Origin of the sequence: Vibrio harveyi NBRC 15634 = ATCC 14126 = KCTC 12724 (assembly GCF_001591145.1) — a bacterium.
GTDB lineage: Bacteria > Pseudomonadota > Gammaproteobacteria > Enterobacterales > Vibrionaceae > Vibrio > Vibrio harveyi.
The window spans coordinates 70,192-81,958 of sequence record NZ_BCUF01000026.1; the positions used below are offsets into that span (position 1 = coordinate 70,192).

At 45.7% G+C, this 11,767-nt stretch carries 12 protein-coding genes; 7 read left to right on the top strand and 5 right to left on the bottom strand.

Annotation, left to right across the window (positions count from 1 at the left end; translation table 11 throughout):
- Positions 1-10 precede the first annotated feature (10 nt).
- Positions 11-928: a glycine--tRNA ligase subunit alpha gene (glyQ, locus tag VHA02S_RS14645; protein ID WP_005451074.1), complete on the bottom strand. Its 918-nt coding sequence runs from the start codon at positions 926-928 to the stop codon at positions 11-13.
- 483 nt (positions 929-1,411) lie between these two features.
- On the opposite strand from glyQ, the gene VHA02S_RS14650 reads away from it, so the two are divergent.
- Positions 1,412-1,966, top strand: a complete 555-nt coding sequence (locus VHA02S_RS14650; RefSeq protein WP_005451076.1) for a TMEM165/GDT1 family protein — start codon at positions 1,412-1,414, stop codon at positions 1,964-1,966.
- Positions 1,967-2,126: 160 nt separating this feature from the next.
- Positions 2,127-2,387: a hypothetical protein gene (locus VHA02S_RS14655; RefSeq protein WP_005451077.1), complete on the top strand. Its 261-nt coding sequence runs from the start codon at positions 2,127-2,129 to the stop codon at positions 2,385-2,387.
- 44 nt (positions 2,388-2,431) lie between these two features.
- On the opposite strand, the gene tusA is transcribed toward VHA02S_RS14655, so the two are convergent.
- The gene (tusA, locus tag VHA02S_RS14660) at positions 2,432-2,680 is read right to left on the bottom strand and encodes a sulfurtransferase TusA (RefSeq protein WP_005426051.1); all 249 of its coding nucleotides are present in this window, start codon (positions 2,678-2,680) and stop codon (positions 2,432-2,434) included.
- Positions 2,681-2,812: 132 nt separating this feature from the next.
- Here tusA and VHA02S_RS14665 point away from each other — a divergent pair, with 132 nt between their 5' ends.
- Positions 2,813-2,995, top strand: a complete 183-nt coding sequence (locus tag VHA02S_RS14665) for a hypothetical protein (RefSeq protein WP_005426049.1) — start codon at positions 2,813-2,815, stop codon at positions 2,993-2,995.
- 167 nt (positions 2,996-3,162) lie between these two features.
- Complete coding sequence (locus tag VHA02S_RS14670; protein ID WP_009699107.1) at positions 3,163-4,104, top strand: LysR family transcriptional regulator; 942 nt, start codon at positions 3,163-3,165, stop codon at positions 4,102-4,104.
- Between the two features lie 73 nt (positions 4,105-4,177).
- Here VHA02S_RS14670 and acuI read toward each other — a convergent pair whose 3' ends face one another.
- The 3 genes from acuI to fadB all read right to left on the bottom strand — a co-directional run bounded on the left by acuI (position 4,178) and on the right by fadB (position 8,786).
- Positions 4,178-5,158 carry an acrylyl-CoA reductase (NADPH) gene (gene acuI, locus VHA02S_RS14675; protein WP_038897961.1) on the bottom strand — a complete coding sequence of 327 codons (981 nt, stop codon included), beginning with the start codon at positions 5,156-5,158 and terminating at the stop codon, positions 4,178-4,180.
- A gap of 266 nt (positions 5,159-5,424) precedes the next feature.
- Positions 5,425-6,600 (bottom strand): acetyl-CoA C-acyltransferase FadA, encoded by a 1,176-nt coding sequence (gene fadA, locus VHA02S_RS14680; protein WP_038897960.1) that lies wholly within the window; start codon positions 6,598-6,600, stop codon positions 5,425-5,427.
- Between the two features lie 14 nt (positions 6,601-6,614).
- Positions 6,615-8,786, bottom strand: a complete 2,172-nt coding sequence (fadB, locus tag VHA02S_RS14685) for a fatty acid oxidation complex subunit alpha FadB (protein WP_038897959.1) — start codon at positions 8,784-8,786, stop codon at positions 6,615-6,617.
- 268 nt (positions 8,787-9,054) lie between these two features.
- Between fadB and VHA02S_RS14690 the strand changes: the two genes are divergently transcribed.
- From VHA02S_RS14690 to hemG, 3 genes are read left to right on the top strand one after another with little or no spacing between them, the layout of a single operon-like run.
- The gene (locus tag VHA02S_RS14690; RefSeq protein ID WP_005440863.1) at positions 9,055-9,678 is read left to right on the top strand and encodes a YigZ family protein; all 624 of its coding nucleotides are present in this window, start codon (positions 9,055-9,057) and stop codon (positions 9,676-9,678) included.
- Positions 9,679-9,724: 46 nt separating this feature from the next.
- The gene (locus VHA02S_RS14695) at positions 9,725-11,182 is read left to right on the top strand and encodes a TrkH family potassium uptake protein (RefSeq protein ID WP_038897958.1); all 1,458 of its coding nucleotides are present in this window, start codon (positions 9,725-9,727) and stop codon (positions 11,180-11,182) included.
- Between the two features lie 9 nt (positions 11,183-11,191).
- Positions 11,192-11,719, top strand: coding sequence for a menaquinone-dependent protoporphyrinogen IX dehydrogenase (hemG, locus tag VHA02S_RS14700; protein WP_005451088.1), 528 nt, complete (start codon positions 11,192-11,194; stop codon positions 11,717-11,719).
- Positions 11,720-11,767: the final 48 nt, after the last annotated feature.

Consider the following 11,767-nt stretch of genomic DNA (forward strand, 5'->3'; position numbering starts at 1 on the left):
ACTCTACCCCTTACGCTTGTTCTTTCTTACACATTGGGAAGCCAAGAGCTTCACGCGATGCGTAGTATGCTTCTGCAACTGCTTTCGTCAGGTTGCGGATGCGTAGGATGTAACGTTGGCGTTCAGTTACTGAGATCGCTTTACGTGCGTCTAGTAGGTTGAATGCGTGACCAGCTTTTAGGATACGCTCATAAGCAGGTAGTGGCAGTGGCTTTTCAAGCTCAAGCAGCTCTTTACACTCTTTTTCGCACTGTTCGAAGAAACCAAATAGGAAGTCAACGTCTGCGTGCTCGAAGTTGTAAGTCGATTGCTCTACTTCGTTTTGGTGGAAGATGTCACCGTAAGTCACTTTGCTGCCGTCTGGTGCGATGTTCCAAACTAGGTCGTAAACAGAGTCTACTTCTTGGATGTACATTGCTAGACGTTCGATACCGTAAGTGATCTCACCAGTGACTGGCTTACACTCAAGACCGCCAACTTGTTGGAAGTAAGTAAACTGAGTCACTTCCATGCCGTTTAGCCAAACTTCCCAGCCTAGACCCCATGCGCCTAGTGTTGGGTTTTCCCAGTTGTCTTCTACGAAACGGATGTCGTGAACAAGTGGGTCAATACCAAGTACTTCTAGAGAACCTAGGTACAACTCTTGGATATTGTCTGGTGATGGTTTTAGCGCTACTTGGAATTGGTAGTAGTGCTGTAGACGGTTAGGGTTTTCACCGTAACGACCATCGGTAGGACGACGTGAAGGTTGTACGTAAGCTGTAGACATTGGCTCTGGGCCAAGTGCTCGTAGACATGTCATTGGATGAGAGGTGCCCGCACCCACTTCCATATCTAGCGGTTGAACAATGGTACAACCATTTTGAGCCCAATAATCCTGCAGCGCGAGGATCATTCCCTGGAAGGTTTTGATATCGTATTTTTGCATAAGTCAGGTTCGCGCGATTCTCTTATTACTTGTGAATTCGTCTCTTTTGCTGGGTTTTATAGCCTCAACAATAGCGATTCAAAGTAATTACGGTTGAATAAAATAACAATCAAGTATACCCAGATATTGAGCATGGGAGTAGAGCTAATCTTGATTAATTCGTGGGCAATTTTCTCCTTTAATGGATTTTTACCGCTTTATCTGCTGAATTTTTCCTAAAAGGGAGTTTTCACTGGCTTTCACTCTTGAGGTGATGAGCAAAGGTGGCTAGAATTGCGCCTGTCTTTGGGGAGTAGCTTACTCGATGAAATGCCTATTTCATCTGGTTCGTTCGTCAACATAATTGGTGCAAAATCACCATGGCGTTCGAGACTCATCAACCCGATGAGTTTAGCAAGACCTTAGACAAATCATCATGAACCGGGGTGGGGCGTGAGATTTGTCTTAGGTTAAAAATAATTATCCCGCCCCAATGAGCATGTCGTGAGCGTTTTAGCTATTTCAATTACTACTGTAGCGTTAGCAGAAATTGGCGATAAGACCCAATTGCTATCTCTATTACTTGCCAGTCGTTACCGCAAGCCAATCCCTATTATTGCCGCAATCTTTTTGGCAACCATTGCCAACCACGCTTTGGCTGCATGGTTAGGTGTGGTTGTGGCAGATTACCTTTCGCCTGAGGTTTTAAAATGGGTGCTGGTGGTTAGTTTTGTCGCCATGGCGGCTTGGGTGCTGATCCCAGATAAACTGGATGATGACGAACAGATCTCCAACCGTGGTCCATTCATTGCGAGTTTTATTGCTTTCTTCGTTGCGGAGATTGGCGACAAGACTCAGATTGCAACTTCTATCTTGGGTGCGCAATACGCAGATGCATTGAGTTGGGTGATTCTTGGTACCACGATCGGCATGTTGCTTGCCAATGTTCCCGTGGTTTTAATCGGCAAGCTATCGGCGGATAAGATGCCTTTAGGATTGATTCGTAAGGTGACCGCTTTCCTATTTATTGCCCTTGCTATTGGTGCAGCATTTTTCTGATCATCTTAAAGATAAATCGTGTTAATTATCAATAATTAGTGAAGTGATGCATGAGTTCAAACTCTGGTTCAAAATCATTCAGGACCGTGACGGATGACATATTAGTGTCATACTTGTCATGGTACTTTAATGGTGTGAATGATAGCGAGAGGGCAAGGTTATGCTTACACGTTACATGGGGATGACCCCAAAGAGTCAGAGTTATTTATTCACCTTTGGTTTAGCGCTGTGCTTATTGGCAATGGTGTTGACCGATATGTGGTTGCCGATTGTTGCAGGGACCTTCATCCTTACTGGTCTAACAGTAGAGGCTTGGATTCGGGTCGCGCATATTATTCCGATGCATGAAGAGATGCGTGCAATGAGAAAGCAACTGAACAAGCTACAATCTGAAGTTCGCACACTAGAATACGATGAATAAACAAACGGCAGCCAATTGGGCTGCCGTTTTTGATCTTGCTGAGATTATTCCAAACCTTTCTTGATCAGGTACTGGTATGGAAGCTGTTCCGTTTGTGCCGCAATCAGCTGGTGATCCATAAATCGACAGAAACTCGGGATATCTCGAGTTGTGGATGGGTCGTCTGCTTTAACTAGCAATACCTCACCATCTTGCATGTTTCGAATTGTCTTCCTGACCATCATCACTGGCTCTGGGCAGCGTAATCCTTCCGCCTCTAATGTCTTGGTCGCCAGTTCAGGATTAAAGCTCATAGTGTGATTCTCGTAACTAACTGAGCGTTGAATTTTACTTTCGTTGAAAAAATATTCAATAACCACTTGGCAAACCGAATTTTTTGATTTACCTTAAATTAACAATTTGGTAACAACTGGCAAGGAGAGACGATGTTAACAGCGTTAGACAGACTAACCATCTATTCGGTTTTATGTTTTATCTCGTTCTGTGCATTGGTACTTAGGACGCCAGGTGAAACCTCATTGATGCCTCTTGTAGGCATGAGTGCAACGATTATTGGGATTTGGATTGAGATGCACAAATGGTCAGGTGCATCAGAGCAAGAAAATTAGCGCTTCTTGCTGTAATCGGAACCTACTGATATACCGCTCACCAAGTTTAACGACACTTCATTCCGACACTATCCCCATTTTTCTTGGGCTTCCCCGCTGAAAGGCGGGATTTTTTTTGCCTGAAGAGTACAATTTACCTAAATCCCCTACATGTTAAGTGGCAAATCGTGGAATTAGAAGACATCTATCGTCGAGACCTGAATTTATTGGTCGCATTACGTGTGCTGATTGAAGAGAGCAGTGTCAGTAAAGCAGCAACTCGCCTCAATTTAAGCCAATCGGCAATGAGTCGTGTGCTAGGGCGTTTACGTGATCTGCTTGGTGACCCACTGTTTACTCGTCAAGGTCAGCACTTGATCCCAACTCAAAAAGCGTTAGAAATTGATCGTTCTTTGGGTGAGCCTTTGGAGTCACTACGCCAATTGCTTTCTCCACGTGAGTTTGATCCACGCAGTTGCGATCAGACGTTTAATATCGCGACAACTGATTACGCGATGCAAACCATTCTGCCCTTCGCGTTGCCGCGTATCTATCAAGAAGCACCGAATGTGTCGTTTAACTTCTTGCCGCTGCAACACGACCGCTTATCTGATCAATTAACATATGAAGGCGCGGACTTAGCGATTTGTCGTCCAACAGGTCCAGTGGAGCCATTACGCAGTGAAGTGTTAGGGCGAGTTGGTGTGTTGTGTATGCTATCTAAGCAGCACCCGCTAGCTGAGAAAGAGATGAGTCTGGATGATTATCTCAGTCATCCGCATGCCATGATTGCCATTAGTGATGGGGTTAAAGCGCTGATTGAACAAGCGCTCGTGGAGAAGCCGCAACGTCAGATGGTATTACGCGCTTATCACTTGGAAGCGGCGCTGGCGATCGTTGATACTCTGCCAATTATTATTACCGTGCCTGCCGATTTAGCGTACTTGGTTGCTGATCGCTATGACTTAGTAGTGAAGCCATTACCATTCCAATTCACGCCGTTTGAATATTCGATGATTTGGCACGCACGTTGCGAACACTCTCCCGCTCAAGAATGGTTGCGTGCAGTAGTTCGTGAAGAATGTAGTCGTCTTATTGCTAAACGAATTGAAGATATGGGGTTGGACTGATTTTTCCAAAAATCGAAATAGCAAAAAGCCGGGCAATGACCCGGCTTTGTTTATTCTATCGAAGAGTTAACGCTTATAACTTGATAACCACACGACCAGTTACTTGACCGTTTGTGATGTCTTCAGCGTATTTTGGTGCTTCTGCTAGCTCTACTTCAGTACAAGCTTGCTCGAAGTAGCTGTCTGGTAGTAGTTCTACCAATTTTTCCCATGCTGCAGTACGTTTTTCAAATGGGCATGAAACAGAATCCACACCTTGTAGACGAACGTTACGTAGAATGAATGGCATCACTGTCGTCGGTAGATCGAAGCCACCTGCAAGACCACAAGCTGCGACTGCACTGTTGTAATCCATTTGCGCCAATACTTTTGCTAGCACTTTGCTGCCTACGGTATCAACCGCACCTGCCCATACTTGCTTTTCAAGCGGACGTGCTGGTTCTTCAAACTCAACACGGTCGATGATGCGGCTAGCTCCTAGCTTTTCTAGTAGCGGACCATTTTGTTCAACACGACCTGTCACGGCTGCCACTTTGTAGCCAAGCTGTGCTAGAAGCGTCACAGCTACTGAGCCTACACCGCCACTTGCGCCGGTTACTAGGATTTCACCGTTTTCAGGTTTGATGCCTGCATCAAGCAGTGCTTGAACACACAGCATGCCAGTGAAACCAGCAGTACCAACCATCATGGCTTTCTTGCTGTCCAGACCTTTTGGTAGTGGTACTAGCCAATCCGCTTTTAGACGAGCACGTTGAGACATACCGCCCCAATGGTTTTCACCCACACCCCAACCAGTAAGAACAACTTTGTCGCCTGCTTGGTAGCGGTCGTCTTCTGAGCTTACTACCGTACCTGCTAGGTCAATACCCGGCACCATCGGGAAGTTACGGATGATTTTACCTTTACCTGTAATTGCAAGACCGTCTTTGTAGTTCAACGATGAGTAATCAACGTCAATCAGAACGTTGCCTTCAGGCAGTTGTGTTTCATCGATTTTCTCGATGCTAGCGATAGTACGTTTGTCTTCTTGATTTAGAACTAGAGCATTAAACATAAGGTTCTCCGATTGTGCGGTAGCGTGACTCTGGGTCACATGCAGCAAGATATCAACTGCTGCTAAGTGTATGTCTTCTTTGTCTATGAATAAAATGAAACTTGAGCATTTAATGTATGCTTTTTGTGCATGTAAGCAATGTTTAGCGTAAAACAAAGGGCGACATCAGATGTCGCCCTTAAGTGTAATACTAAAAAATTTCAGTATTGGTTCATTTGCTCGTGACTGTTGAATTGATCACTACAACCTAGCGTTTCTTAAACAGACTATGGTCGTTCAAATACAGTCGCAATACCCTGACCTAAACCAATACACATGGTTGCGAGACCGTATTTCGCATCTTTCGCTTCCATTAGGTTGATTAACGTCGTTGAGATACGTGAGCCAGAACAACCAAGCGGGTGACCCAATGCAATTGCACCACCGTTAAGGTTGACCTTCTCATCCATAACATCAAGCAGACCCAAGTCTTTAGCACATGGTAGAGACTGCGCGGCAAATGCTTCGTTTAGCTCAACCACGTCCATGTCTTCAATTGAAAGACCAGCACGCTTGAGCGCTTTTTGTGTCGCAGGTACTGGACCGTAACCCATGATTGAAGGATCGCAGCCCGCAATGGCCATACCTTTAATGCGTGCTCGAATCTTCAAGCCAAGTTCATTAGCTTTCTCTTCACTCATGATCAACATCGCTGATGCACCATCAGACAGCGCCGATGATGTACCGGCTGTTACTGTGCCGTTGGCTGGGTCGAAAACAGGACGAAGTTGAGATAGACCTTCAACGGATGTTTCAGGGCGAATGACTTCATCGTAATCTAGAGTGAACAGCGTGCCGTCAGCCGCATGTCCTTCAATTGGTAGGATTTCGTTTCTAAAACGACCCTCTACGGTTGCAGCATGTGCACGAGCATGGGAACGCGCAGCAAACTCGTCTTGTTGCTTACGGCTAATGCCATGCAGCTTACCAAGCATTTCAGCGGTTAAGCCCATCATGCCTGCTGCTTTTGCAACTGTCTTGGACATACCTGGGTGGAAGTCCACACCGTGGTTCATTGGTACATGTCCCATGTGCTCAACACCACCAATTAGGCAGATTTCAGCGTCACCCGTCATGATGGCACGTGTACCATCGTGAAGCGCTTGCATTGATGAACCACACAAGCGGTTAACCGTCACGGCGCCAATCTCAATTGGTAGACCAGCAAGTAGCGCCGCATTACGTGCCACGTTAAAGCCTTGCTCTAGGGTTTGTTGTACACAGCCCCAGTAGATATCTTCAATCTCGCTTGGGTTTACTTGTGGGTTACGTGCAAGAATACCTTTCATTAGGCGCGCAGATAGATCTTCTGCTCGCGTATGACGGAAAGCACCACCTTTAGAGCGACCCATTGGAGTACGTAGACAATCGACTACGACAACATTTCTTGTTTGATTAGTCATTTTAGAATCCCTCCTTAGATAGAACCTTGCTGTTGTGCACCGTAAAAGCTTTCACCTTTCGCCGCCATATCAATCAGCATCTGTGGTACTTGGTACATAGCACCAAGCTCTGAGTATTGTTTTGCCATTGCAACAAACTCAGCAATACCTACGCTATCTAGGTAGCGGAATACGCCACCGCGGAATGGAGGGAAGCCAAGACCGTAAACCAGTGCCATATCCGCTTCTTGTGGAGTGGCAATGATGCCTTCTTGTAGACACAGTACCACTTCGTTGATCATTGGAATCATCATACGTTGAATGATGGTTTGTTCGTCAAAGTCCTGTTTATCGGCACAAACGTCTGCGAGCACCGGCAAGATTTCTTCAGAGAAGGTTTTCTTAGGCTTACCTTTTCTATCAATGGTGTAGCTGTAGAAGCCATTGCCATTCTTCTGGCCGTATTTATCTGCTTCGAACAGTACATCTATTGCGTCACGACCTTGTTTGCCCATACGCTCAGGGAAGCCTTGTGCCATAACGGCTTGTGCGTGGTGAGCAGTATCAATACCAACAACATCGAGCAAGTATGCAGGTCCCATCGGCCAGCCAAACTTACGTTCCATAATTTTGTCGATTTTCGTAAAGTCAGCACCATCGCGAAGTAGCATGCTGAAGCCACCAAAGTATGGGAACAATACGCGGTTTACAAAGAACCCAGGGCAGTCATTAACGACAATTGGTGATTTGCCCATTTTCGCTGCGTACGCAACAACGCGATTGATGGTTTCATCAGAGGTATGTTCACCACGGATGATCTCAACAAGAGGCATGCGGTGCACTGGGTTGAAAAAGTGCATGCCACAGAAGTTTTCTGGGCGTTTTAGCGATTTTGCCAACAGGTTGATAGGAATTGTCGAGGTGTTTGAGGTAATAACGGTATCGTCACCGACATGCGATTCGACTTCACTCAAAACTGCTGCTTTTACTTTCGGGTTTTCTACTACGGCTTCAACAATCACGTCTGATTCTTCAATGCCTGCGTAATGTAGGCTTGGTGTGATAGACGCTAAAATACCAGCCATCTTAAAGCCATCAATGCGACCACGAGATAAGCGTTTATTTAGCAGCTTAGATGCTTCAGTCATGCCTAAATCGAGTGAAGGTTGCGCGATGTCTTTCATTAACACCGGTACGCCTTTTAATGCAGATTGGTAGGCGATGCCGCCGCCCATAATGCCCGCACCAAGCACAGCCGCACGTTGCGTGTCTTTACTCGCTGACTTCGCTGATTTTTTAGCAAGCCCTTTGATGTATTGGTCGTTGAGGAACAAGCCAACCAGTGATTTTGCTTCTTCAGACTTAGCCAGTTTTACGAAGTGCTTACGTTCAATGTCGAGTGCTTCGTTACGAGCGAAACGAGCGCCTTCTTCAATAGTAATAACGGCTGTCATTGGAGCGGGGTAGTGAGGACCCGCTTTTTGTGCCACCAGACCCTTCGCCATGGTGAAGCTCATCATTGATTCAAGCTTACTTAGCGTTAGAGGTGATGTCTTTTGCTTGCGACGAGCTTGCCAGTCCAACTTCTCGTTGATTGCCGAGGTCAGTGTCTTGAGTGCTGACTCGTAAAGTGTGTCGGTATCAACAACCGCATCCAGAAGACCAATCTTTAACGCTTCATCCGCACGACACGCTTTTCCTTGAGTGATCACTTCCATCGCACTATCGGCACCGATAACTCGTGGCAGACGCACACAACCACCAAAGCCCGGCATGATGCCCAGTTTTGTTTCTGGTAGACCTATGCTGGTGGTCTTGTCACCAATTCTCATGTCAGTTGCAAGTACGCATTCACAGCCGCCACCTAACGTGTGGCCTTTTAGTACCGAGATAGTTGGGACAGGCAAGTCTTCCAGCTTATTGAAGATGCTGTTAGCAAATTGTAGCCACTGATCGAGTTCAGCGTCTGTCTTAGCGAAAAGACCTAAGAATTCGGTGATATCAGCGCCAACAATGAACGCGTCTTTATCTGAGGTGAGCATCAAGCCCTTCAGTCCTTGGTGCGCTTTTAGTGCATCAAGGGCTTTGTCGAGTGACTCTAGTGTCGCTAGGTCGAGTTTGTTAACGGATTTTGGAGAGCAGAAGCTTAGTTCTGCAATACCATCTTGTACTTCCTTTACCTGTAGGGTTTCGGCTTGGTAAATCATTGTCTATCTCCATGACATACAATCTTGGATTGTCTGTATACCAATTTGATGCGGGCTGAGCGCCTGTAGGGCAGCAAATAGATATAGAGGAAAGTCGTTTTATTTATTGTTCTGGTTAGACCAGTGAAGTTAGTTTGGACTTCGGACTGGTTAATTTCAATACATTTTTTAAACAAGTGTTTAACATTGTGCACTAAGGCAGATCTTATGCGACTCACAATTACCTCTCGTGATAGACTTTAGACAAAGAGAAAAGTGACTTAATCCTATGAATGACCTGCCTTATCTGATTCCTGCTCAGCCTGCTCAATTTGAAGAAGAGATCAAAAAGAGTGTCTTTATTACTTACTTAGCACATACGCCAAGCGTGGAAGCGGCGAAAGCATTCGTTGAGCAGATCAAAACCAAGCATGCTGATGCAAGACACAACTGCTGGGGATTTGTTGCTGGTCGACCAGAAGATTCGATGAAGTGGGGCTTTAGTGATGATGGAGAACCTTCAGGGACAGCAGGTAAACCAATCCTTGCTCAGCTGTCTGGCTCTGGAGTTGGAGAGATTACCGCTGTAGTGACTCGATATTCTGGCGGCATTAAGCTTGGTACAGGTGGTTTGGTCAAAGCCTATGGTGGCGGCGTGCAACAAGCGCTCAAGCTGCTTCAAACAATTGAGAAAAAAATAACCACAAAACTCCGACTAGAGTTAGACTATGGGTTTATGCCTATCGCACAGTCGCTTATGCCCCAGTTTGGTGCGGTTGAAGTGGATGCTGAATACAGCGATCAGGTGGTATTAGTGGTGGAAATTGAGCTACGTGAAGTGAGCGCGTTTACCCAAGCTATCATCAACAAAAGTGGTGCAAAGGCAATTGTCACCCCACTAGACGGACAATAATGAAAAATAGGAAGCCACAGGGACAGCTTCGCTAGTCAATCAATCCATGCAATTTCGTTCAATTATTCGAATCGTCGGGCTATTGCTCGCACTTTTTAGTGTCACAATGCTCGCGCCTGCGCTAGTTGCGCTTATCTATCGAGATGGTGCGGGTGTACCTTTTGTCACGACTTTCTTCGTACTTCTTGTATGCGGTGGGATCTGTTGGTTCCCAAACCGCAGGCACAAACACGAGCTTAAAGCGCGTGATGGCTTCCTTATTGTTGTTCTTTTCTGGACTGTACTTGGCAGTGCTGGCTCTATCCCTTTTCTGATCTCAGATAACCCCAATGTATCTGTGACTGACGCTTTTTTTGAGTCCTTCTCTGCTTTAACGACAACAGGTGCGACGGTGATCGTCGGGCTCGACGAGTTGCCAAAAGCGATTCTCTTTTATCGCCAACTTCTACAGTGGTTTGGCGGTATGGGTATCATCGTATTGGCGGTAGCCATTCTTCCTGTTCTTGGTATCGGTGGTATGCAGCTGTATAGAGCTGAAATACCAGGACCAGTAAAAGATACTAAGATGACCCCACGTATTGCTGAGACAGCAAAAGCACTGTGGTACATCTACTTGAGTTTGACTATCGCATGTGCCGTAGCATTTTGGCTAGCAGGCATGACGCCGTTTGATGCCATTAGTCATAGCTTCTCCACTATTGCCATCGGTGGTTTCTCTACGCACGATGCCAGCATGGGCTATTTCGATAGTTATGCCATTAACATGATTACCGTTGTCTTCTTGTTAATCTCGGCATGTAACTATTCTTTGCACTTTGCCGCGTTTGCGTCTGGTGGCGTGCATCCTAAATACTATTGGAAAGACCCAGAGTTTCGCGCGTTTATCTTTATTCAAGTGGTTCTGTTCTTGGTTTGCTTCTTATTATTATTGAATCATCACTCGTATGACTCTCCTTATGATGCCTTCGACCAAGCCTTGTTCCAAACTGTGTCAATCTCTACTACTGCAGGTTTTACTACAACCGGCTTTGCTGATTGGCCGTTGTTCTTGCCAGTGTTGTTATTGTTCTCTTCTTTCATCGGTGGTTGTGCTGGTTCGACTGGTGGTGGCATGAAAGTGATCCGTATTCTGCTACTGACCTTACAAGGTGCTCGTAAGCTGAAGCGTTTGGTGCACCCTCGTGCGGTGTACACCATCAAAGTGGGTGGCAGTGCGCTACCGCAGCGTGTTGTTGATGCGGTTTGGGGATTCTTCTCTGCGTACGCGCTCGTATTTGTGGTTTGTATGCTGGGGTTGATTGCGACTGGCATGGATGAACTAAGTGCGTTCTCGGCGGTAGCTGCGACTCTGAACAACCTCGGTCCTGGCTTAGGGGAAGTAGCACTTCACTTTGGTGATGTTAATGACAAAGCAAAATGGGTATTGATTGTTTCTATGCTGTTTGGTCGTTTGGAAATCTTTACCTTACTTATTTTACTTACGCCGACGTTTTGGCGCAGTTAAGGGGAAATTGTGGCAAAAGCATTATTTCTATATTCTTCCCGAGAAGGGCAGACTAAAAAAATTCTCCACTATATAGATGAGCAGCTATTAGAGTTCGATTGCGAGCTGGTGGATTTACATAGTGTAGAGACGATTGATTTCAGCCAATACGACAGAGTATTGATTGGAGCCTCTATTCGTTATGGTCATCTTAATAAGAAGCTGTACCAGTTTATTGAGCGAAACCTCAATCAACTTGAACAAAGTAAAGTGGCATTTTTCTGCGTAAACCTAACTGCTCGCAAAGAAGACCAAGGAAAAGATACGCCAGAGGGTAGCGCTTACATTCGTAAGTTCCTGACCAAGTCGCCTTGGAAACCAATCTTAATTGGTGTTTTTGCTGGTGCTCTTTATTATCCTCGTTATGGTTGGTTCGACAAAACTATGATTAAGTTCATTATGTCGATGACAGGGGGCGAAACCGATACGACCAAAGAAGTGGAATACACCAATTGGGAAAAAGTGGCTCTTTTCGCAGATAAATTCAAAGAACTGTAGAAATAACGTGCTCTTTTGAACGCTTTTGATGCAAATTTATCCGAACGA

Excerpts from the sequence above, each read along its gene's own strand:
- glyQ (WP_005451074.1), bottom strand. The coding sequence starts at position 928 with ATGCAAAAATACGATATCAAAACCTTCCAGGGAATGATCCTCGCGCTG.
- VHA02S_RS14655 (WP_005451077.1), top strand. The coding sequence starts at position 2,127 with ATGCTTACACGTTACATGGGGATGACCCCAAAGAGTCAGAGTTATTTA.
- tusA (WP_005426051.1), bottom strand. The coding sequence starts at position 2,680 with ATGAGCTTTAATCCTGAACTGGCGACCAAGACATTAGAGGCGGAAGGA.
- VHA02S_RS14665 (WP_005426049.1), top strand. The coding sequence starts at position 2,813 with ATGTTAACAGCGTTAGACAGACTAACCATCTATTCGGTTTTATGTTTT.
- acuI (WP_038897961.1), bottom strand. The coding sequence starts at position 5,158 with ATGTTTAATGCTCTAGTTCTAAATCAAGAAGACAAACGTACTATCGCT.
- fadA (WP_038897960.1), bottom strand. The coding sequence starts at position 6,600 with ATGACTAATCAAACAAGAAATGTTGTCGTAGTCGATTGTCTACGTACT.
- fadB (WP_038897959.1), bottom strand. The coding sequence starts at position 8,786 with ATGATTTACCAAGCCGAAACCCTACAGGTAAAGGAAGTACAAGATGGT.
- VHA02S_RS14690 (WP_005440863.1), top strand. The coding sequence starts at position 9,055 with ATGAATGACCTGCCTTATCTGATTCCTGCTCAGCCTGCTCAATTTGAA.
- VHA02S_RS14695 (WP_038897958.1), top strand. The coding sequence starts at position 9,725 with ATGCAATTTCGTTCAATTATTCGAATCGTCGGGCTATTGCTCGCACTT.